Origin of the sequence: Paenibacillus sp. Soil766 (assembly GCF_001428105.1) — a bacterium.
GTDB lineage: Bacteria > Bacillota > Bacilli > Paenibacillales > NBRC-103111 > Paenibacillus_E.
In genome coordinates, this window is record NZ_LMSJ01000045.1 from 154231 (window position 1) to 176579 (window position 22349).

Genomic DNA, 22349 nt, shown 5'->3' on the forward strand with positions numbered 1-22349 from the left:
GCTGTCCCTTGGCTTTTTCTCAATTTGCAAGCTAGTGGAAAGGAATACCCTTATGTTAGTTACTTATACAGCTCCTACGGCGGTGTACATTCATATCCCTTTTTGTACGAATAAATGTCATTATTGCGACTTCAACTCTTACGTGCTCAAGGGTCAACCCGTTATGGAATATTTAGATGCGCTTGAGCGTGAAATGGAGCTCACGGTACGGGACCATTCACCTCAGAAGGTGGAGACGATCTTCGTAGGCGGAGGAACGCCAACTGTGTTGCTGCCAGATCAAATGGAACGCTTCTTACGCATTGTGCGGACCTATTTTCCAGCGGACAGTACAGAAGTCGAATTTTCGATGGAAGCTAATCCGGGAACAACGGATGAAGATAAATTGGCTGTTATGAAAGCTGGCGGTGTAAATCGCATCAGCTTCGGTGTGCAGTCTTTTAACAATGACATCCTTGCGGCGATCGGCCGTATTCATAATACAGATGATGTGCATAGAAGCATTGCTAATGCGAAGAAGCTTGGCTTTGACAATTTATCGATCGACCTTATGTTTGGGTTGCCGAAGCAAACCGTAGAAATTATGCAGGCTACTTTAGATGAGGCGCTGTCACTCGATTTGCAGCATTATTCAATATACAGCTTGAAAGTAGAAGAAAACACCCTATTCCACACCTTATTCAACAAAAACCAACTGCCGCTCCCGAGTGAAGATGAGGAAGTCGATATGTACGAGTTGATTATGAAAAGGCTGGAGGGAGCGGGTTACAAGCAGTACGAAATTAGTAACTTTGCTAAGCCAGGTCGTGAAAGTCGACACAATACGATGTATTGGCGCAATCGCTCCTACTATGGATTAGGTGCTGGAGCACATGGGTATATGAATGGTAAGCGTCATGTGAATGTGAAGGGCATCCAACCCTACATTGATGCAACGAAGCTTGGGTTACCAATCATGGAGCAATTCGATGTAACACCGCAGGAGGCCATGGAAGACTTTATGATGGTTGGCTTGCGACTGCTAGAGGGTGTGCGAAGCAAGGACTTCATGGATCAATTCGGTGAGACGATCGAATCCCACTTTGGAGCAACCTTGCAAAGCTGGATAAACAAAGGACTGATTGAGCAAACAACAGATGGTTATCGTCTATCCAAACACGGTATTTTGTTAGGAAATGAAGTCTTTGCCTCGTTCTTAAGTTAAACCGGCATAGCGCAAAAAACGCTTGTGCAATTATACGGATTGTTGTATATTTATACATGAATCCACAAGCGAAACAGCGGAAAGCCGCAGGGCGCTAGCGTGGCTTTTATGCATTTTTGTGCGAATGGTGGGTGGGGAAGCGTGAATACATCAACTACGGTATCTGTAAGAAAAGCTTCAGTGGATGATATCGATAAGCTTTTCGAAATTATACAGGGGTATGCCAAACAGGGCATCATGTTGCCGCGGAGCAGGGAGATGCTCCAAGATCAAATTGATACGTTTGTTGTCGCTGAATTCGATGGCTTATTAATCGGCTGTGGTTCATTGACAAGGTTGGGACCAGATCTTGTTGAGATTCGCTCACTTGGGATGACGTCTGGCTACAAGGGTCAAGGAATCGGTGGCAAGCTTGTTGATTTCCTAGTTGAGGAGGCAAGAAGCCAAGGAATTATTAAAGTTATGGCCCTTACTTATGAAGTGGCATTCTTTCTGAAAAACGGCTTTACACTCGTTCCGAAGGAGATTTTTCCTGAGAAGGTTTGGAGAGATTGCATGCATTGCAAAAAACAGTATTGTTGCGACGAAATCGCCGTACTTAAACGTTTGGATTGACTTGACAACAGACCTTAGGGTCTGTTATTTTTGTATTAGGATTTAGCACTCACTAAATACGAGTGCTAACGAAGGTGGCAAATAGTGAGAAGTGAGGAGGAGGGGTACTCATGTTGACAGAGCGCCAACGCATGATTTTAAGTGCAATCATTGATGATTACGTTCGTTCAGCGGAGCCAATAGGTTCGCGAAGTATTTCGAAGCGTGGGAATGTTGGTTTTAGTCCAGCGACCATACGTAACGAAATGTCTGATCTCGAAGAAATGGGTTATCTTGAGCAGCCTCATACGTCCGCAGGTCGTATTCCTTCACACAAAGGTTATCGCTATTATGTCGATCATTTGCTCCAGCACGGCTCCTTGCATAGTCATGATTTGGACTCCATGAAGGGGGCTTTCGCAGAACGAATTCAAGAGATGGAAGGTGTTATTCAGCACGTTGCTGGCATGCTCTCCAGTCTTACGAATTACACGTCTATTGTGCTCGGTCCTGAAGTTTTTAGCACGACATTGAAGCATCTCCAAATCATTCCGATCTCAGATACGACAGCTGTTGCGATCCTAGTGATGAATACGGGTCATGTTGAAAATAAGACAGTAACGATTCCCGAAGGAATTCCGATGTCGGAAATCGAGAAGGTCGTTAATATTCTGAACACTAGGCTTAAGAATGTGCCATTAGTTCAGTTTAAATCGAAGCTCTACAATGAGATTTCTAATGAGTTAAGCAAATATGTCACTGGCTATCAAGAGCTTCTTGGTTTGGTGGAAAGCGTGCTTCAAAGCGATGAGAAGGACCGTGTTTTCCTCAGTGGAATGACGAATATGCTCACACAGCCTGAGTTCAAGGATGTGGAGAAAGTGAAGAGTATTTTTGATCTGCTGGAAGAAGCACCAACCCTTATCAAGTTATTTACACCGTCTAATGAAGGCATTGAGATTAAAATCGGTGCTGAGAATAGTATCGAAGCCATAACGAATTGCAGTTTAATAACAGCTTCCTATTCCATTGGCGGTACGCCGCTTGGAACGATTGGTATTTTGGGACCAACTCGTATGGAATACGGTAGAGTCATTGGCTTAATGGAGCATCTATCGAAGCATATGGAATTGGTCCTAGGACGTTGGTATGGCAAATGACAGGAGTCAAACCCATGCACGGTGAAAGCGAAGAAAGGTACTCTACATTAGTGAATAATGCCGCAGCTGTCAGAGCGATTTGTTCGGCTGTTGAAGGAACCTTGGGTCCTAAAGGACTAGATACTATGCTAGTCGGCGGCCAAGGTGATGTCATTATAACCAACGATGGTGTAACCATTTTGGAAAAGATGGATGTTACCCATCCCGCTGCCAGGCTAATGATTCAAGTTGCTCGCAGTCAGCAACGCCAAATTGGCGATGGCACAACGACAGCGACCGTGCTTGCCGGAGCCATGGTGCAAGAAGGCGTCGCACAAGTTACACGAGGCGTTCCTGTCGCCAAGGTTGTCACTGGCATGCTGCAGGGTATTGAATTGGCCGTAGCGAGCCTGCAGGGCCGCAGTCGTAAGATTGCTGGCCTGACAGATCCCGCGTTGCAGCGAATTGCTTACACTGCTGGGCGTGAGCAAACGGACATCGCGAAGCTTATCATACAAGCTGCTGAAGCAGTCGGAGAGGCGAAATTACGCGAAGAGGGCTATCGCTTCGCGGACAGCGTGCTCGCACATGAAGAAGCGAGCAGCGAGGTATGGACCGGCATTCTGCTAAACCAGAAGCCGATGAACCTGCATCCGGGGCATGAGCGCCGAGATGCCCGCATCCTCGTGCTGCATGATGCCCTGGAGCCTGAGGCGGTCAGCGAGGAATCGCTGGTCACCGAGGCAGGCTTCCAGCGGTACATGCAGCTTCGAGAGCTCTTCCGCAGCTCCCTCGGCTCGCTGCTGGAGCTTGGCGTCGGTCTGATTGCATCAGACCGCGGGGTTGACCCAGAGGCGGAGCAGTTCTGCTCCGACCATGGCATTCTCGTGCTGCAGCGGCTGTCCCACAGGGACCTGCTGCTGCTGAGCGAGCACACCGGCGCTAGGCCGGTGCGGCGCACGGCGCTGCGCAAAAGCGCGCCGGAGCTGAGCGCTGCGCTCGGTCACGCGGGCTATGCCGCGTATGACGAGCGGCTAGAGCGCGTGCGCGTAGCGCGCGGTCACGGCGAGCAGCACGTGACCGTGATCGTTGGCGCTGCGACGCGCGAAGCGGCGCATGAGCGCTCGCGCATCGCGAAGGACGCTGCGTCAGCTGTCCAAGCCGCCGTGCGCGGCGGGTACTTGCCCGGCGGCGGCGCAGCGGAGATGGCCGTCGCGCATGATCTGGAGCGTGTGCGCGAGACGATGAAGGGCATGGAGGGCTTTGGTGTGGCCGCTGTTGCGGGAGCACTGCGTAAGCCATTGTCTCAAATCGTCGTGAATGCAGGCTACAATCCGCTCGAGAAGGTTGAAGAGCTGAAAGCGGCCCAGCTTGCGCAGGATACGGACAGCCTAGGGATCGATTGTGATACAGGGTTGATCACGAATTTTGTGGAAGCAGGGATCATGGATCCGACAGATGTGAAAATTCACGCCCTGCAAGCGGCTGGTGAAGTAGCTGCCGCGGTGCTGCGTATCCATACAGTGATTAAGATGAAGCAGCCTTTTGAAGAGAACTAAAGATGGGCAAACTAAGCGCAAATGAGTCGATTGGTCGTATGATGGTTTAATAGATGTGTATTATGTTTAGGAGGTGAAGGACAATTGAGTACTGGAGATAACAAAACAGTCGAACAAGACATGGACACTACATACGCAGCCGACAACGAAGCAACGACTGGAGAAGCTGGAGCAGACGTTTCCGAGGAAGCTACGGTATCGAGCGAATTGGAGCAGGCGCGTGTGCAAGCCGAAGAAAACTATCAGCGTTTACTACGCGTTCAAGCGGACTTCGACAACTTCCGTCGCCGTGCAAGAGCGGAGAAGGAAGATTTCGCGAAATACGCTTCGCTAAAATTGATTGAGCAGCTATTACCGATTGTGGATAACTTTGATCGCGCGCTGTCTTCAAGCAAAGAGACGAAGGATTTCGACGCTTTGGTGAAGGGCTTGGATATGACATACCGCGGTTTGGATCAAGTATTATCTGCCGAAGGACTTAAGCCTATCGAGGCAGTTGGCCAACCATTTAATCCTGAATTCCATCAGGCTGTTATGCAAGTGGAATCTGAGGAGCATGAAGAAGGTATCGTCGTAGAAGAATTGCAAAAAGGCTATATCCTAAAGGATAAGGTCATCCGACCTGCCATGGTTAAAGTTAGCGTATAAGAGTTATTATTCCATGTCTAAATAAAACTAATGACGTTCCTATGGGACATAAGGAGGATCTTTACATGAGTAAAGTAATTGGTATTGACTTAGGTACTACAAATTCTTGCGTTGCCGTTATGGAAGGCGGAGAAGCTGTTGTAATTCCAAATCCAGAAGGTAACCGCACAACGCCATCCGTTGTAGGTTTCAAGAAAGATGGCGAGCGTGTTGTTGGTGAAACAGCAAAGCGTCAAGCAATCACAAATCCAGATAAAACAATCTCTTCCATCAAACGTCACATTGGTACGAACCACAAAGAGAACATTGATGGCAAAGACTACACGCCGCAAGAGATCTCTGCAATCATCCTGCAAAAGCTAAAAGCTGATGCGGAAGCTTACCTTGGCCAAACGGTTACACAAGCAGTTATCACAGTTCCTGCTTACTTTAATGACAGCCAACGTCAAGCAACAAAAGATGCTGGTAAAATTGCTGGACTTGAAGTTCTTCGTATCGTCAATGAGCCAACTGCAGCAGCACTTGCTTACGGTTTGGAAAAAACAGAAGATCAAACAATCCTTGTTTATGACCTTGGTGGCGGTACATTCGACGTATCCATCCTTGAGCTAGGCGATGGTTTCTTCGAAGTTAAAGCAACTAGCGGCGACAACAAATTGGGCGGAGATGACTTTGACCAAGTTGTTATGGATTACCTCGTTGCTGAATTCAAAAAAGAGCAAGGTATCGACCTTTCCAAAGACAAAGCGGCAGTTCAACGTTTGAAAGATGCTGCTGAAAAAGCGAAAAAAGAACTTTCCGGTGTTTTGACTACGACCGTTTCCCTTCCGTTCATCACGGTAGCAGACGGCGTGCCTCAGCATTTGGAGTTGAACATGACGCGTGCGAAGTTCGATGAGCTTACTTCTGGACTTGTTGAAAGAACACTAGGACCAACTCGTCAAGCGCTTCAAGATTCCGGTTTGTCCACAAGCCAAATCGACAAAGTCGTTCTTGTTGGTGGATCCACACGTATTCCAGCAGTTGTAGAAGCGATCAAGAAATTGATCGGTAAAGAGCCTCACAAAGGTGTTAACCCGGATGAAGTTGTTGCACTTGGTGCTGCTGTTCAAGCTGGTGTTTTGACTGGTGAAGTGAAAGACGTTGTTCTTCTTGACGTAACACCACTTTCCCTTGGTATCGAAACAGCAGGCGGCGTGTTCACGAAAATGATCGACCGCAACACAACAATCCCAACTACAAAATCCCAAGTGTACTCCACTTATGCAGATAACCAAACTAGCGTTGAGATTCACGTGCTTCAAGGTGAGCGCTCCATGGCTAGCGGCAACAAAACACTTGGCCGTTTCATGCTAGGTGATATTCCTCCAGCTCCACGTGGCGTTCCGCAAATCGAAGTTAGTTTCGATATCGATGCGAATGGTATCGTTAATGTGTCTGCTTTGGATAAAGGTACAGGCAAAAGCCAAAAAATCACGATCACTTCCTCCAGCGGTTTGAGCGATGCAGAAGTTGAACAAATGGTGAAGGATGCGGAAGCACATGCTGAGGAAGATCGCGCACGTAAAGAGCTTGTAGAAGCTCGTAACGAAGCCGATCAATTGGTATACTCCGTTGACAAAACGATCAAAGATCTTGGTGACAAAGTAGACCAAGGCGAGATCGACAAAGCGAATGCAGCGAAAGAGAAAGTAACAGCTGCTCTTGCTGGCAACGATCTTGAAACGATTAAAACTGCAACTGCAGAATTGACTGAAGTCATTCAACAACTTTCTGTTAAATTATATGAGCAAGCTTCCCAAGATCAAGGCCAAGGTCCTGATGCTGGCGCAGGCGAAGCACCTAAAGGCAGAGAAAATGTTGTAGACGCTGACTACGAAGTGGTTGACGAACCTAAAAAATAATCATATTCTAACTTAATAGAAGTTTAAAGAAAGTTTTTAAACACTGTTTGTTACGCACGGAACGTTAGAGTCAAAGCCTACTGGAGTTTTTCCATGGCTTTGACTTTCCGTTTGTAGTCTTGAACATGGGAGTGGAACAAGTGAGTAAACGTGATTATTACGAGGTGTTAGGTCTCGGTAAAGATGCTTCACAGGATGAGATCAAGAAAGCTTACCGTAAGATGGCACGTCAATATCACCCTGACGTGAATAAAGCGGCAGATGCAGAAGATAAGTTCAAAGAAGCGAAGGATGCCTATGATGTACTGAGCGATGATCAGAAGAAAGCGCAATATGATCAGTTCGGTCACGTAGATCCGAATCAAGGGTTTGGCGGAGGTCAAGACTTCGGCGGCGGCTTCGGGGATATCTTTGATATGTTCTTCGGTGGCGGCGGCGGTGGTAATCGTCGTAACCCGAATGCACCGCAGCGCGGTAACGACTTGCAATACACGATGACAGTGGAATTTAAAGAAGCCATTTTTGGTAAAGAAATGGATATCAACATTCCGCGAACTGAGAATTGCGATACGTGTAATGGTTCGGGTGCCAAAGCAGGAACAAAGCCAGAAACTTGTGGCGGCTGTCATGGTAGCGGACAACAAGAAGTGGTTCAGAATACAGCATTTGGTCGTATTGTGAATCGCCGCGTGTGTACGTCATGTAATGGTTCCGGTAAAATCATTAAAGAAAAATGCGGAACATGTCATGGCGCTGGTAAAGTGAAAAAGACCCGCACAATTCACATTAAGATTCCTGCTGGTGTTGATGATGGTGCTCAACTTCGCGTTTCTGGTGAAGGTGAAGGCGGTACACGTGGAGGCCCATCAGGTGACCTTTATGTTGTGATTCGCGTGAAAAACCATGAATTCTTCCAACGTGAAGGCAACGATGTGTATTGTGAAGTGCCATTGACGTTCATGCAGGCTGCGCTTGGTGATGAAATTGAAATCCCAACGCTTACTGAGAAAGTCAAGCTCAAAATTCCTGCTGGTACGCAAACCGATACGTACTTCCGTCTAAAGGGCAAAGGCGTTCCGCATCTTCGTGGCTTCGGTCAAGGGGATCAACACGTGAAAGTTATCGTGATGACACCGACGAACTTGTCAGAAGATCAGAAAGATTTGCTGCGTCAGTTCGGCAAGCAAAGCGGCGAACATACACATGAGCAAAGCCAGTCTATTTTTGAACGTATGAAAAGAGCTTTCTTAGGCGACTAAGCATATGAGAATACAAAGAAAACACCCCCCAGGTGAGCTTTACAGATGTTGATCTGTTGAAGTTCCCATGTGGGGTGTTTTTTCTCATTCTTTTATTTTCTCAAATTTAGCGTCATATAACCTGAACATCGTTTTGTAACCTGAGTCGTCAATTTTTATGCCCACATCTAATCGACCTGTTATTTGGAGTGGCCCTGATGTGAAACGAAGTTTGTCCCCTTTAGGCAAATACACAATCATAATCTTGTTCCAATACGTTTCGTCTCCGTTATCGAAAGGGCATTCGGCTCCAGGTTCAGGAATGAGTAGAAACCAGTTCTTCTCCATGGATAAAACTTCACCCATATACCCTTTAATCACTACCTGTTTGCCGCTTAGATCCCAGAACTTATTGGATGGAGTTGTTTGCTTATCATTATCAAAAAACTCTGACCACTTGAGCTCATCTTGCTTGGTTTTTATGACCTTGTCTATCGGTTTTTCCTCTACAAGTACTGTTTGTTTTGGTAATTCGATCTTCGGAGATGGTGTAGACATTACGGCATTAACTGTTGATTTTTTCGGATCGGAACTAGGTGTAGGAGCAACAGATGGAACTGCAGAAGGAGCTGTCGAAGGTACGGCAGAAGGTGTACCGGTAACAGCAGGGATTTCTTTCTCTATGGTCGGTTTGACTTCTGGAGAGGGAGACTGAATAGCAGGTTCAGCTGTTGTAGAACTATTTGGAGAGGATTTGATAGTGGCTTCGGAAAAAGAATGGACTTCCTGCTTTGCATCTTTCGTTCCACAAGCTGTCAATAATATGCTGCATATGAGAATCAGACTCATCCATCTCATGATGTTCGCCTCCTGATTAATTTCTGAATAGCTGAAGAGTTTCGACTCTATAAATACGATAGGCAGGAATAATGGTTGCTAAAACACTGATTAGTAAGGTTCCCATGATTAGGTATACTTCTGTGATTACGATGGAGAATGCATGTATGTGGATGCCAGAATATTCAAACATGATTGTACTTCCCAGATAGCTGCCCATGTGACCTAGAAAAATGCCTATGATTAAGCCAGAGCTGGTTAGTAAAATACCTTCCCCTAGCAGCACAATCCATATAAATGAAGCTGGTTTACCAATTAAGCGTAACAGTCCGACATCCTTTTGTTTCTCGTGAATCGCAGCAACAAGGGCTAGGGCAATAGAGATCGTAGCCAGCAATATACATAATACAGTTACAACAGTAATCAATTGGGAGCCCTTATCAACGACATTAACAACATCTGCTACGACTTTACTCGTATAAACGGCCTGTGTGCCCTCAAGCTTGTCATACGTCAATTTGATAGCCTGTGTACCACCCAGTGATCGAGGTTTTACTAAAACAGCTGTAACTTCGCGTTCTTCCGTTTTCGCATTGTGATGAACATGCCAGGCGTAGTCCATAGTCGTGAATATGGCGCGATCATCCGCACTGTTGAGTGGAGGAAGTATACCCACTACGGTATATTGAAATGCTTCATGGAGTTCCACTTCTTCTGAATGTGCCCCGGTTTGTTCAAGCTCATGATCAATTTCCTCATGCTCTACAAGTCCGTGACCACCCTTGAAATGACTTCCAATCTGGAGTTTTAAAGTGGCTGCAATATGAGAGCCAATGACTACTTCACCCAGTTGCGAGTATAACCGACCTTGCTTAAGACGTTGATCGCCATATCTAACGGGGAAATAAGCAGGTTCAATTCCGACAATGGGGTACCCATTATAATTATCACCGGTAGTCAGAGCAAAAGCTTGCTCGACCTCAGGGTGGCTCTTCAATTGTTCCATAACATGATGAGGTATGTTACCTGTTGGTGTGCCAACGTGGTAAAGTGAATTTAATACAAGCTGCGTTTCACTTCCATCTGCACCGACAATAAGTTCGAATGGCCCGTATCCTTTCACCGCACCTTCTTCAATACCAGCCTTAGCTAAAATGAGAAAAACAATAAGGGCTACTGTTAAAGAGACGGAAATGATCGTTAGAAACGAGAGTGTTTTTCTGAAAATCATATTTCTCCAAATGAGATTTAGCATGGCTGTCCACCTTGAGCAAGCGAATTGATTTCGTTGATATGGATCGTTTTTTGAAACATGTCTGATAAGTGAAGGTCGTGGGTTACCGATATCAAAGTACGATTCTCGGCTTCACATAATTCCATGAGCAAGGACATAATCTGCTTTGCTGTCTCCCAATCCAGACTTCCTGTAGGCTCGTCCGCTAATAGAAGTGAAGGACCATTAATTAAGGCTCTTACGATGGCAACTCGCTGCTGTTGACCTCGTGATAATTGAGCAGGTAAGTGATCCATTCGATCTGCCATGCCGACTTTTTGTAACCAATCATGAATCTTGCTCTTTTTATCTGATTTTGAAAGCCCGCGAGGTAAGACGAGCGCAATATTCTGTTCAGCATTCAGGGAAGGAATCAGATGAAAGTCTTGAAAAATATAACCAATATGGGCTGCTCGAAAGGCATCACGAGCTGATTCAGATAATTCATTAAGCGTGTTTTGATTTACTTGTACGTTTCCGCTATCTGGTTGAAGGATACCACTAAGGAGATGGAGAAGTGTGCTTTTGCCGCTGCCGCTTGGTCCGACGATAGCCACACGTTCACCTTCATTGACGATCCAGCGGGGTACTTCTAGAATCGGCAGTGTCCGACCATGCAATGAAAAGGATTTAATTACTCGTTCCATAACAATCACACTAATCACCTCAATAGTAAAATAGAAGAACACAGGGTTCTTCTATTTTACGTTGGATTAAGTTTTACAACGATTTCTTGGCGATTACTTTAGAATAAGGCGCTCAGAAAGGGAATCCCACTTCATTGTCATTTCAGTTAGCTGATTGAATGAATCAAGTGAGAGATAAAGCGTTCCGTTGTCAACGTTAGCTGTAAGTGAGCTTTCTTTTCCGTCTAGGTTTACATTGTTATTTGTTACATCCACGGTAAGTATATGGCTAGCTTTTACAAGTTTAACAGTGTTGGAACTTTCATCCCAAGTTACTTCAGCACCTAATTTTGTAGCCAATGCTTTTGCTGGATAAAGGACTGTGCCTTCACGTGTTACTTTAAATTTCGGATAAATATATTTTGCTTGCATCTCAGCGGATGCTGCTGCTAAATCGACACCAATGACTTTTGCACCGGAAAGCGCGATTTGTGTATTATCAATATTTCCTTTAACCATCTCAGCAATTGGACCATAAGCCCACACCCCTACATCAACGCCAGAATGTCCATGACCTGCCCAGCCAACTAGAAGGCGTTTGGAGACAACGGCGTTATAGCCGCCTTCTTGCTTATAAGAGGAGCCGTCACCTTTGAGAATTGATGCTGCTTCCTCATCTGTTAGATCGGTAATCCATGTGTTATCAGCAACAATTTGCTTAATTTCTGCAATAGTAGTCGCTTTACCAAGTGCAGGACTGAGGAATTCGGAGGAGTTCTTTTGTTTACCCCACAGATCAATGTTAAGCTCATAGATATTATCGCGGGATAAAGATAATCCGCCTGTTTCGTGGTCAGCAGTTACAACGACAGAAGTATTACCATCTTTTTTGGCGAAATCCATTGCAACCTTTACAGCTGCATCGAATTCAAGAGCTTCTTGAACCATTGTCGGGAAATCATTAGCATGTGCTGCATGGTCAATACGCCCGCCTTCAATCATGATAACAAATCCCTTTTCATTCGCAGAGAGGATTTCAAGCGCTTTACTTGTCATTGTTCCTAGATTAGGGATCGTATTGTCGCGATCAGGGCCATAAGTCACATGTGATTTTCCAAACAAACCAAGCGCTTTCGTATTCTTATTCGTTAATGAATTCAAGCTATTCGCATTTTCAACAAACTTGTACCCGTTTGCTTCAAAGTCGGTGATGATGCTCTTATCCGTACGTTTACCTTTATCCTCTTTGCTAGTAAAGAAATCCTTGCCTCCGCCAAATAGGACATCCACGCCACTTGTCAGATATTGAGAAGCAATTGCATTCTCATTATCGCGGGAACGAACATGTGCAGCATATACGGCTGGAGTAGCATGCGTAATTCTAGCTGTCGTGACAAGACCAGTAGCTTTACCGCTCAATTCTGCAGCTTCAATAATGGAAGCGAAAGGTTTGGAAACATCTTCATTCGATACGCTAATTCCTGCATTGTAAGTTTTATTTCCTGTCGCGAAAGCGGTACCCGCTGAAGCGGAATCCGTTACAGCGCCTGAAACGATGATGCCGCCATCCTCGCCACGGTCAGCGTACGTTGTGGCTTGCCCAACGTAATAACTATCCAAATTTAGCTTTTCTTTACCTAGAGCGGATTTCGAGAATAAGCGAGCTGCCGTTACTTGGGAAGGTCCCATCCCATCACCGATAAGAACGATTAGATTTTTGGATGCAGCTGCCGGTTTCGTAGCCTCAGTAGTTTTTATTTCTTCTGCGCCTGCGATTTGGAATGGTACCATAGCTAGAAGTAAGCTTGAAGCAACAAATCCTTTGGTTATTTTTTTCAAAGTTTTCCCTCCAAAGTATAAATTAAGTATGTACCTACAATTATCCTAATACATGTTGGAGTTGGATTTGTCTTTGAAATGTAAACTGAAGATTAAGATTATGTGGATTTGAGCTGTGCATATTAAATCCACGTAAAGAGCACACTATCAACTGGATTTTAATTTAACGGTATTTAGGAGGAGTAGGGATGAGTCAGGAGCAAAATCAAGAAGCGCAGCAATTTCCTGTTGCTAAAAACGAGGATGTTGAATTTGCAGCTGAAGTAGCAGATAAGGATGACTTCGAGGCTGCAGCACGTGCACAGGCGGCTGACGAGCGCCAGGAAAATCAGTAATGGCAGAGAGAGCGATTCTTGCTTATTTTCATTCCCCAGAACAAGCGGAAGGCGTCGCTTCAAAGCTGAAGGCATTGCGAGCTGTAGATGTGCAGGTGGACCGGTTCAATAATGAGATCGGCAGAGGTTTAGAGTCAGCAATGGCCGACAGTTTAATTAGTCAAGACCATGAGATTGATTCTGTTGGACTTGATATTGTGTTGGCTGCTGTCATTGATGAGCAAAGCTATGAACAAGCGCTACGTGTGATAGAAGCCGCGGGCGGCGCGATGTAAACAAAAAGCACCTGTTCCAAAGGACCTCAGGATGAGGCAATTGGAGCAGGTGCTTTTTCAAATACATAAGCAACTATTTATTGCTCATGAGCTTGACGAGGTTATCAGGTTGGTTCGTTATGATACTAGAAACGCCTAAGGCAAGCATTCGCCGCATCGTTCTCGTGTCATTCACAGTCCAAACATATACTTCTTTATGATGATTTTCGGCTTGCCGCATGAACTCTTCATTCACAAGTGGATAAGCCGCTGAAATGACTTCATAATCTGAGCTTTTCATAAGCTCATTCAGTCCATCTGCTTTTTGACCAACAATGAGGCCAGTTTTGATCGAAGAGTTAAGCGCTTTCACCTCGTGTAGGAGCTTGGCGTCGAAAGAGGTGACCGTGCATTCTTTAATAAAATTATGTGATTGGATGAGTTCCACTGTTTTCTTAGCCAGCTGCACATTATGACCGTTATTTTTCATCTCAATGTTCAGCTTCAAATGGCCTTTGGCAAGAGAAATCACTTCGTCTAAAGTGGGGACATGCTCATCTCTGAAATCCTTGTGAAACCAACTCCCTGCATTTGCTTGTTTGAGTTCATTTGAGGTGACTTCCCACATGTTTTTGTTAATACCTGTCGTCCGCTGTGCGTTATCATCATGCATGAGCATTACGACTCCATCGGCTGTTTCCTGAACATCCAGCTCGGCATACCCTGCACGATCTTGGATAGCTCGATGAAAAGCAGCCAAGGTATTCTCAGGCGCGTGTTCGGAGCTCCCGCGATGGGCAGTAATCTGATTGTAGTCAAGAGCAAGCATGGAGGTCGTTGTAAGAGGTGAGATCAGTGCCATTGCAAGGAAAATAGGAAGAACCATGAGTGTTTTGCGCATAAGATGTCTCCGTTCGTACATTACATAATGATGATGACTTATTCAGTGTAGCACCCGAGTGTTAGAACTGTGTTAAGAAAATAAAAAAAGCGCTTACATTGTTGTCTCCATTTTACCCCAGAAGCGAAGTGTAGTACAATACTCTTTGTGAAAATAGACCCAAGTTGAGGGTCATTTTAAATAGGGAATAACCGACAGGAGGAGCAATACCGATGCTTTGGCAAGAATTAACTGTACATACGACAGAAGAAGCGATTGAAATGATCACCAACTTTGTTCATGAATTGGGAGCCGGAGGTGTCTCCATTGAAGAATCCGGTACCTTAAATAAAGAGAGAGATACTTCATTTGGCCAATTATACGAAACGCCATTTAATGATATCCCGGAAGGTCGAGCTGTGATCAAAGGTTACTTTTACCATGGCACCGACATGGAGCCTGTTCTGGCAAATTTGAAGGCTTCTGTGGAACAATTGGCGGATTTTGATATTGATACGGGGAACCCGACGTTTGAGGTTGTTGAAGTTGATGATGAGGATTGGGCTCATGCGTGGAAAACGTATTTCAAACCGATTCGTGTATCCGATCGTTTGACGATTAAACCAACTTGGGAAGACTATACAGCTTCGCCAGAGGAATTGATCTTGGAGCTTGATCCAGGGATGGCTTTCGGTACAGGTACACATGCGACTACATCACTTTGCTTGAAAACATTAGAGAAAGTATTGCAGCCTGGTGACGATGTAATTGACGTGGGAACAGGCTCAGGTATCCTTTCCATTGCAGCAGCGAAGCTTGGGGCGAAGCATGTATTAGCGGTAGATCTAGATCCGGTCGCAGTTACAAGTGCATTGGATAATACGAAGCAGAATCAACTCGAAGATAAAATTACGGTGAAACTTAGCGATCTTCTTGGCGTACTTAAAGAGAGCGAGTCCGAAGGAGATGCGGGGCTAGGTGTTTCGATCCCGGTTCAGCTTGTTGTAGCGAACATTTTGGCTGAGGTTATTGTCATGTTCGTTGATGACGTGTACGAAGTGTTGCAACAGGGTGGATATTACATAACTTCAGGGATCATTACGAACAAAGAAGCGGATGTAGAAAAAGCACTGGTTGCAGCTAAATTCACGATCGTAGAGAAGAACTATGATTCGAATTGGGTTGTTATCGTAGCTAGAAAGCTGTAGGTGTTGATTCATGGGAGGCTTATTATTTTACGATTGGAACACGCTGCCGTTTGTCATCTTGGTGCTCGTACTCTCGTTTACGATTCATGAGTGGGCGCATGCGTATAGCGCCTATAAATTAGGAGATGATACGGCTTATAAATTTGGTCGCGTCTCCTTGAACCCGATGGTCCATCTAGACCTTTTCGGTACGATTATGCTGTTGATCGCAGGTTTCGGTTGGGCAAAACCGGTGCCTGTAAACCGTGGGAATTTCAAGCGACCTCGCTTGTTTGGAATTATTGTGACCGCGGCTGGACCGATTAGTAATTTAGTTTTGGCATTTATCACTTTATTTGTTTTCGCACTATTCCAGAAATATGGCTGGTTAGATGGGATGTCCAAGGGCAGCGGAGATGCGATTGTACTTTTTTTGAAGTTAATGTTGAATATTAATATTACGCTGTTCCTTTTTAATCTGATTCCAATACCGCCGCTTGACGGTTATCGAATTATTCAAGATTTGGTGGACCTGAGATACTCGGAGACTCTTCAAAAGTTTGAACAATGGGCGTCTGTGATCTTTCTATTAGTCGTCTTCATCAGACCGTTGCGTCAAGTTACTTTGGATCCGTATTTACGAATTGGCGATGATATTATAAATCAATTTGCTATTGTAATTACAACCATCTTGGGAATGTAACTCTGACCAGATAGTTCCATATGGATTTTCGGGCTCAAACAAGATATGATGGTGTGTGGAAGTTTCACAGACAACAAGCTGTTCAAATGAAGTTCAAATGAACGAAGATAGAGAGGCTTTGACTATGCAGCGTTATTTTCTCCCGCGAGAACAGTTCCATGCGGCTACACAAACAGTCACCATTGAGGGAGACGATGCTCATCATCTAGGTCGCGTCATGCGCGCAGAAGTAGGCGATAAAGTCATCTGCTCCAATGGCGTGGACCGTGAGGTGCTCGTTCGCATCACTCAGTTAGACAAGTGGGCTGTCACCGCGGAAATCGTGGAAGAGCTCGATATGGACGCAGAAGCGGCTGTTGACGTGTGGATTGCGCAGAGCTTGCCTAAAGGCGATAAGATGGAGCTTATTATTCAAAAAGGGACCGAGATCGGGGCAGCCCGGTTTCTTCCTTTTTTATCGGAACGAACGATTGTGCAGTACGACGCGAAGAAAGAAGCCAAACGCACGGAGCGTTGGCAGAAAATCGCGAAGGAAGCCGCAGAACAAGCCCATCGCAACCGTGTGCCGCAGATTGAATCCGTATATTCATGGAAACAGCTGTTGCAACGTGCAAAGGAAGCGGATGTGGCTTGGATTTGTTATGAGAAAGAAGATGGTCAGCAATTGAAGCCTGCCATTCAGGCGGCGCTTGCGGATGGCCGAATTGGAATAGGCAAGCAAGTATTGATCGCGGTTGGCCCCGAAGGTGGATTCACAGAGCAAGAAATTAAGCAAGCTGAAGAGGCTGGCTTTCGCTCGGTTTCGCTGGGGAATCGCATTTTACGGACAGAGACGGCAGCGATGGTTGGTCTTACATGTCTGTTTTATGAAACCGGAGAAATGGGAGGATAAGCGAAAATGGCAACAGTAGCGTTTCATACACTGGGATGTAAAGTTAACTTTTATGATACAGAAGCAATTTGGCAGCTTTTCAAAAATGAGGGCTATGAGCAGGTAGATTTCGAAAATACGGCAGACGTGTATGTGATTAATACATGTACAGTAACGAACACTGGGGATAAGAAGAGTCGCCAGATGATTCGCCGTGCGATTCGTCGTAATCCAGAGGCGATTGTTGCTGTAACGGGTTGTTATGCACAAACATCTCCAGCAGAAATTATGGCAATTCCAGGCGTGGATATGGTCATCGGGACACAGGATCGAGAAAAAATCATCCCGCTTGTCAAGCAATTTGAGTCAGATCGTCAACCGATTAATGCGGTGCGAAACATTATGAAAACCCGTTCGTTCGAGGAACTGGATGTACCTGATTTTGCTGATCGTACGCGGGCATTCTTGAAAATTCAAGAAGGCTGCAACAACTTCTGTACGTTCTGCATCATTCCGTGGTCACGTGGACTCATGCGTAGTCGGGAACCGCAAAGCGTTATTGCGCAAGCGGAGCAACTCGTTGCTGCAGGCTACCAAGAAATCGTACTCACAGGTATTCATACTGGAGGCTATGGCGAAGATATTGAAGACTACAGCTTGGCGAAGCTTCTGAAGGATCTGGATAAAGTGGAAGGTTTGAAGCGCATTCGAATTTCCTCCATTGAAGCTAGTCAAATTACAGATGAAGTGATTGAGGTTCTGAAATCTTCGGACAAAATGTGCCGTCATTTGCATATCCCGTTACAAGCGGGCGATGATCAGGTGCTTGCGCGGATGCGACGGAAATATACGACTGCTGAGTTCGCTCGCAAAATTGAGCGCCTGCACGAAATTATGCCAGATGTAGCCATCACCACGGATGTTATTGTTGGTTTCCCAGGTGAGACGGAAGAGATGTTTCGAGACGGTTATAAGTTCATGGAGCAAATGAAGTTCTCTGAAATGCACGTTTTCCCTTACTCCAAACGGACAGGTACACCTGCTGCGCGGATGGAAGATCAAGTGGATGAAGAAATCAAGAATGCGCGTGTTCACGAACTTATTGATCTATCTGAGAAAATGCAATTGGCGTATGCGCAGAAATTTGTTGGGCATGTCTTGGAAGTCATTCCGGAACGTACCTACAAAGGTGCTCCAGATAGCGGATTGTACAGTGGTTATTCCGATAACTATGTACAGTTAGTTTTTGAAGGCTCGGAAGAGATGATCGGTCAAGTGTGCCGTGTGAAGGTTACGGAAGCCGGTGTAAATGAAAGTAAAGGTCAACTCGTACGCATTCTTGATGGCGTTGTGAATTTGTAAGTGAAGTTGTAAGGCAATTACCCACCTCTACGCGTGGTCGTTCATCATTGAATGGCCTCGATAGAGGTTTTCTCGATTACACGGTAGCTCCGAGCTATGGATGAAATGACTAAATCAGATGAGGTGCTTCATAATGACATTGAATGCGAAAGAAATTGCTAGTTATATTGACCATACGTTATTGAAAGCAGATGCGAGCACAGCGGCGATTCATAAATTGTGTGAGGAAGCTGCACAGCACCAATTTTTCAGTGTGTGTGTGAATTCACAGTTTGTAGCAACAGCTGCCAAAGCGTTGGAAGGAACAGGTGTTAAGGTTGCAGCTGTAGTTGGCTTCCCACTTGGTGCGAGCTTGAGTGAAGTAAAAGCATTCGAAGCGGCTAAAGCTGTTGAAAACGGTGCTGCTGAAATCGATACCGTTTTACCGATTGGGTTGCTTTTGGAAGGGCAATTGGATGCAGTTCGTTCGGACATTAAGCAAGTCGTAGATGCGGTAAAAGGGAAAGCTATCGTCAAGGTAATCATGGAAACCGGGTTCCTGAATGATGAGCAAAAAGCAACAGCTTGCCGTCTTTCCGAAGAAGCGGGTGCTCATTTTGTGAAAACATCGACTGGCTTTGGCCCTGGTGGAGCGACGGTAGAAGATGTTCGTTTGATGCGTCAAAATGTGTCCAACACGATTGGCGTAAAAGCATCTGGCGGTGTTCGCGACGTTGAGACGGCGATAGCGATGATTGAAGCGGGAGCAACGAGATTAGGGACTAGTTCCGGTGTAGCTATTGTGAACGGAACTCAAGGCGCTTCCACATACTAAGATAGCAGAGAGGCAACGCAATAAGGGAACCTACAATGTTGAAAATGGTTTGAGACCTTGCGATTTGCGATGCTGCATCATTAGCTAATATTGTGGATAGTGTGACGAGCAAGTGGATGAACGGGTAAAAGAGGATGGCGCCTCCGACATTCAGCAGCACATGTGACCAGGCTACATATCGCCCGGCGCGTGAGCTGCTCATGCCGGCGATCAGTGCAGTGACACAGGTGCCGACATTGGCACCAATGGTAATGGCAACCCCGAGCTCGACGGGGATAGCCCCTGTGGCGGCCAGGCTCATCGCCATCGCAATGACGGCTGCGCTGCTATGCACGAGCGCGGTCACTGCAGCGCCTGCGAGGATGCCCCAGAGCAGGCTCGTCTGTGCCTGGTGCACGAACCAGGCGAAAAGACCGCGGGACTGCAGCGCAGGCCCGATGGTTTGCATGATCTCGATGCCGAGCAGCACGAGAGAGAAGCCAGCCGCCGCGAGCGAGCCGTAGCGGACGCTGCGCAGCCATTGGCGGCCGCCGACATGCGAGGCGGCCTGAGGTAGTGCCGCGCCTGCTTGCGCGGCGTGGGAGCGGGGGCCGCTTGCCTGAGGCAGCGGCCCGGCCAGCCAGCTCGCCAGCCAAACGCTGGCGCTGGCGATTAGAATCGGCACGCCGATGCCGCCCAAGCTGAGCCCGATCAGCTCGGTGGTGAGGCACGTGCCGATATTCGTGCCGAGAATCACGCCTAGTGTTCTCGGGAAGGACAGGATGCCAGCGCCGACGAGGCCGATGGCGATGACAGTGATGGCGGTGCTGCTCTGCAGCGCCGCGGTGAGCACGGTGCCGGTGATTAGGCCGCGCACTGGTGTTCGAGTAAACCGCTCCAGCCACAGCTGGAGGCGGGGGCCTGCCCAGGTTTGAAGCGAGGTTTCCATTAGCTTCATTCCGAGCAGAAATAAGATAAAGCCTGTAGCAACAGGCAATATAATAGCATGAATCATGAGAGGATCTCCTTTTCGTGAGCGTACGACGTTTTCAACCAATATATGTGACCGTAAAGACAAGCATGACAAGCCAGATGGTATAAGTGAACGGTTTCACGCAAAGGAAGGCTAAAACAATGGCAGCAGTAGTATTACATAAGAAACGCAAACCCCGCGTAGAGCAAGGACATCCGTGGGTGTATAAGAGTGAAATCGAGCGCACGGATGGAGACATTGTACCTGGACAGCTTGTATCCGTTCAGAATCACCTCGGCAAATATCTAGCAACGGGCTATTACAACGAATCTTCGCAGCTTACGGTACGTATTGTATCGTATAGCCAGATTGAGGCGATGACGACAGAGTTTTTCGTCGAAAGATTCACACGTTGTTTCCTACATCGCCAGCGCTTTGTGAAAGGAGCGCAGTCTTATCGTCTGGTATATGGAGAAGCTGATTTCCTGCCTGGACTTATTGTTGATAAATTCGAGAACACATTGGTTGTTCAGCTTTTGACCTTGGGCATGGACCTCTGCCGTGATCATATCGTTGAAGCTCTGGTACAAGTGATGAAACCAGTCGGGATTTATGAGCGAAGTGACGTATCCATTCGTGAACTGGAAGGTCTGAAGCAGACGAAGGGACTTCTGTATGGCGATTATGCGAAGCATGTTGATATTTTAGAAAATGGCCTTCGTATTCGCGTTGATATTGAGGAAGGTCAGAAGACAGGTTACTTCTTCGACCAACGTGAGAATCGCGCGGCAATCGCTCCATTGATGACTGGCTGGGGTCACCGCAGTGGCATCCATTTGACGGAAATTGAAGAGAATGGCGTAACGCAAATGCTCCCAGTGAACGCAAATGGTAAAGTAGTGACGTTTCCTCTGTGGGATGGCGCTTCAGTGCTGGAATGCTTCTCACATACGGGAAGCTTCACGCTTAACGCATGTCAATTCGGAGCCAAGAAAGTAACGTGCCTCGATATCTCCGAGCATGCGATTGAAAGTGCACGTACGAACGTTGCGTTGAATGGCTTCGAGGATCGCGTCGAATTCGTCGTGGCAGATGCCTTCGAGTACTTGCGTACGCAAGTGAAAGGCTTGGATGAGCGCAAGCTTCGCGCAGTTGCTGGTGCAGCGGGTCAAACTAAGATAGACACATCGAAACCTGTAGGCACGGGTGGGCGTACTTGGGACGTCGTCATTCTCGATCCGCCTGCCTTCGCCAAGACCAAAAGTGCGGTAGAAGGAGCTTGCCGCGGCTATAAAGACATCAATTTGCATGGAATGAAACTTGTGAATGAAGGTGGCTATCTCGTCACAGCAAGCTGTTCGTATCACATGCATCCTGAGCTGTTCCTTGAAACGATTCATGCAGCAGCAACCGATGCAGGTAAGCTGTTACGCCTAATTGAGTTCCGTGGGGCAGGGATGGATCACCCGCGTATTCTAGGTGTAGATGAAGGACATTATTTGAAGTTTGCGATTTTTGAAGTGCGCAGCAAATAAAATGATTTAAGTAAGCGAAGCCGGTTAATGTGGCTTTGCTTTTTTGTTGTGTTTGCGGGTGTTGGTGGAGGGGGCTAGGAGGCAGGAACCGGAAATGACTAACTCGTGTTAGGCCGACAGGTATCTCTGCAAGTCGAAAAAATCSAGTWGYRGRAGARAAWCGGAGTGGTTCCAGCTCTGCAAGTCGAAAAAATCGAGTTGCAGGAGTGAATTGGCGTGGTACCAGCTCTGTAAGTCGAAAAAATCGAGTTACGGGAGAGGATTGGCGTGATTCCAGCTCTGTAAGTCGAAATAATCGAGTTGCAGGAGAGAATCGGCGACATTCCAGCTCTKCAAGTCGAAAAAATCGAGTTACGGGTGAGGATCGGCGTGATTCCAGCTCTGTAAGTCGAAAAAATCGAGTTGCAGGAGAGAATCGGAGTGATTCCAGCTCTGTAAGTCGAAAAAATCGAGTTGCAGGAGAGAAACGGAGTGGTTCCAGCTCTGCAAGTCGAAAAAATCGAGTTGCAGGAGTGAATTGGCGTGGTACCTCTGTAAGTCGAAAAAATCGAGTTGCAGGAGAGAAACGGAGTGGTTCCAGCTCTGCAAGTCGAAA

Annotated in this window: 21 protein-coding genes; 15 read left to right on the forward strand and 6 right to left on the reverse strand. The window is 46.4% G+C overall.

The annotated features are described in order from the left end of the window. Nucleotides 1-52 precede the first annotated feature (52 nt). The 7 genes from hemW (at nucleotide 53) to dnaJ (ending at nucleotide 8307) form a co-directional block, all read left to right on the forward strand. Nucleotides 53-1204 carry a radical SAM family heme chaperone HemW gene (gene hemW, locus ASG89_RS28035; protein WP_057314533.1) on the forward strand — a complete coding sequence of 384 codons (1152 nt, stop codon included), beginning with the start codon at nucleotides 53-55 and terminating at the stop codon, nucleotides 1202-1204. Between the two features lie 141 nt (nucleotides 1205-1345). Next, nucleotides 1346-1819: an N-acetyltransferase gene (locus tag ASG89_RS28040; protein ID WP_235549958.1), complete on the forward strand. Its 474-nt coding sequence runs from the start codon at nucleotides 1346-1348 to the stop codon at nucleotides 1817-1819. A 110-nt stretch (nucleotides 1820-1929) separates the two neighbouring features. Next, complete coding sequence (hrcA, locus tag ASG89_RS28045) at nucleotides 1930-2958, forward strand: heat-inducible transcriptional repressor HrcA (RefSeq protein ID WP_057314535.1); 1029 nt, start codon at nucleotides 1930-1932, stop codon at nucleotides 2956-2958. Further along, nucleotides 2955-4496, forward strand: a complete 1542-nt coding sequence (locus ASG89_RS28050) for a TCP-1/cpn60 chaperonin family protein (protein ID WP_057314536.1) — start codon at nucleotides 2955-2957, stop codon at nucleotides 4494-4496. Before hrcA ends, ASG89_RS28050 begins: the two co-directional genes overlap by 4 nt. A gap of 84 nt (nucleotides 4497-4580) precedes the next feature. After that, nucleotides 4581-5144, forward strand: a complete 564-nt coding sequence (gene grpE / locus ASG89_RS28055; RefSeq protein WP_057314538.1) for a nucleotide exchange factor GrpE — start codon at nucleotides 4581-4583, stop codon at nucleotides 5142-5144. Between the two features lie 65 nt (nucleotides 5145-5209). After that, the gene (dnaK, locus tag ASG89_RS28060) at nucleotides 5210-7048 is read left to right on the forward strand and encodes a molecular chaperone DnaK (protein WP_057314540.1); all 1839 of its coding nucleotides are present in this window, start codon (nucleotides 5210-5212) and stop codon (nucleotides 7046-7048) included. Nucleotides 7049-7173: 125 nt separating this feature from the next. Then, nucleotides 7174-8307 carry a molecular chaperone DnaJ gene (dnaJ, locus tag ASG89_RS28065; RefSeq protein WP_057314836.1) on the forward strand — a complete coding sequence of 378 codons (1134 nt, stop codon included), beginning with the start codon at nucleotides 7174-7176 and terminating at the stop codon, nucleotides 8305-8307. 84 nt (nucleotides 8308-8391) lie between these two features. On the opposite strand, the gene ASG89_RS28070 is transcribed toward dnaJ, so the two are convergent. From ASG89_RS28070 to ASG89_RS28085, 4 genes are all read right to left on the reverse strand, one after another. Then, a complete protein-coding gene (locus ASG89_RS28070; RefSeq protein ID WP_063868188.1) occupies nucleotides 8392-9144 on the reverse strand; it encodes a hypothetical protein in 753 nt (250 codons plus the stop codon). A 16-nt stretch (nucleotides 9145-9160) separates the two neighbouring features. Beyond that, on the reverse strand, nucleotides 9161-10378 hold the full coding sequence (locus ASG89_RS28075; RefSeq protein WP_057314544.1) for an ABC transporter permease: 1218 nt from the start codon (nucleotides 10376-10378) through the stop codon (nucleotides 9161-9163). Continuing rightward, nucleotides 10372-11043 carry an ABC transporter ATP-binding protein gene (locus ASG89_RS28080; RefSeq protein ID WP_057314838.1) on the reverse strand — a complete coding sequence of 224 codons (672 nt, stop codon included), beginning with the start codon at nucleotides 11041-11043 and terminating at the stop codon, nucleotides 10372-10374. The genes ASG89_RS28075 and ASG89_RS28080 overlap by 7 nt, the downstream gene beginning before the upstream one ends. A gap of 93 nt (nucleotides 11044-11136) precedes the next feature. Beyond that, on the reverse strand, nucleotides 11137-12813 hold the full coding sequence (locus tag ASG89_RS28085; protein WP_082593689.1) for an alkaline phosphatase: 1677 nt from the start codon (nucleotides 12811-12813) through the stop codon (nucleotides 11137-11139). Nucleotides 12814-13049: 236 nt separating this feature from the next. On the opposite strand from ASG89_RS28085, the gene ASG89_RS35885 reads away from it, so the two are divergent. Continuing rightward, the gene (locus ASG89_RS35885) at nucleotides 13050-13196 is read left to right on the forward strand and encodes a YfhD family protein (protein ID WP_082593659.1); all 147 of its coding nucleotides are present in this window, start codon (nucleotides 13050-13052) and stop codon (nucleotides 13194-13196) included. After that, nucleotides 13196-13471 (forward strand): hypothetical protein, encoded by a 276-nt coding sequence (locus tag ASG89_RS28090; protein WP_057314549.1) that lies wholly within the window; start codon nucleotides 13196-13198, stop codon nucleotides 13469-13471. The genes ASG89_RS35885 and ASG89_RS28090 overlap by 1 nt, the downstream gene beginning before the upstream one ends. Before the next feature lie 73 nt (nucleotides 13472-13544). Here the strand turns inward: ASG89_RS28090 and ASG89_RS28095 are convergent, their stop codons facing one another. Then, nucleotides 13545-14351 (reverse strand): glycerophosphodiester phosphodiesterase, encoded by an 807-nt coding sequence (locus ASG89_RS28095; RefSeq protein WP_057314551.1) that lies wholly within the window; start codon nucleotides 14349-14351, stop codon nucleotides 13545-13547. Nucleotides 14352-14563: 212 nt separating this feature from the next. Here ASG89_RS28095 and prmA point away from each other — a divergent pair, with 212 nt between their 5' ends. The 5 genes from prmA (at nucleotide 14564) to deoC (ending at nucleotide 19267) form a co-directional block, all read left to right on the forward strand. Beyond that, on the forward strand, nucleotides 14564-15538 hold the full coding sequence (gene prmA, locus ASG89_RS28100; RefSeq protein ID WP_057314553.1) for a 50S ribosomal protein L11 methyltransferase: 975 nt from the start codon (nucleotides 14564-14566) through the stop codon (nucleotides 15536-15538). A gap of 10 nt (nucleotides 15539-15548) precedes the next feature. After that, a complete protein-coding gene (locus ASG89_RS28105; RefSeq protein WP_057314555.1) occupies nucleotides 15549-16220 on the forward strand; it encodes a site-2 protease family protein in 672 nt (223 codons plus the stop codon). A 124-nt stretch (nucleotides 16221-16344) separates the two neighbouring features. Next, the gene (locus ASG89_RS28110; RefSeq protein ID WP_057314557.1) at nucleotides 16345-17112 is read left to right on the forward strand and encodes a 16S rRNA (uracil(1498)-N(3))-methyltransferase; all 768 of its coding nucleotides are present in this window, start codon (nucleotides 16345-16347) and stop codon (nucleotides 17110-17112) included. Nucleotides 17113-17118: 6 nt separating this feature from the next. Continuing rightward, complete coding sequence (gene mtaB / locus ASG89_RS28115) at nucleotides 17119-18453, forward strand: tRNA (N(6)-L-threonylcarbamoyladenosine(37)-C(2))-methylthiotransferase MtaB (protein WP_057314558.1); 1335 nt, start codon at nucleotides 17119-17121, stop codon at nucleotides 18451-18453. Nucleotides 18454-18586: 133 nt separating this feature from the next. Then, a complete protein-coding gene (gene deoC, locus ASG89_RS28120; RefSeq protein ID WP_056609763.1) occupies nucleotides 18587-19267 on the forward strand; it encodes a deoxyribose-phosphate aldolase in 681 nt (226 codons plus the stop codon). Here deoC and ASG89_RS28125 read toward each other — a convergent pair. Beyond that, nucleotides 19230-20261: a Na/Pi cotransporter family protein gene (locus ASG89_RS28125; protein ID WP_057314560.1), complete on the reverse strand. Its 1032-nt coding sequence runs from the start codon at nucleotides 20259-20261 to the stop codon at nucleotides 19230-19232. The genes deoC and ASG89_RS28125 overlap by 38 nt on opposite strands. 119 nt (nucleotides 20262-20380) lie before the next feature. On the opposite strand from ASG89_RS28125, the gene ASG89_RS28130 reads away from it, so the two are divergent. Continuing rightward, nucleotides 20381-21754, forward strand: a complete 1374-nt coding sequence (locus ASG89_RS28130) for a class I SAM-dependent rRNA methyltransferase (RefSeq protein WP_057314562.1) — start codon at nucleotides 20381-20383, stop codon at nucleotides 21752-21754. Nucleotides 21755-22349: the final 595 nt, after the last annotated feature.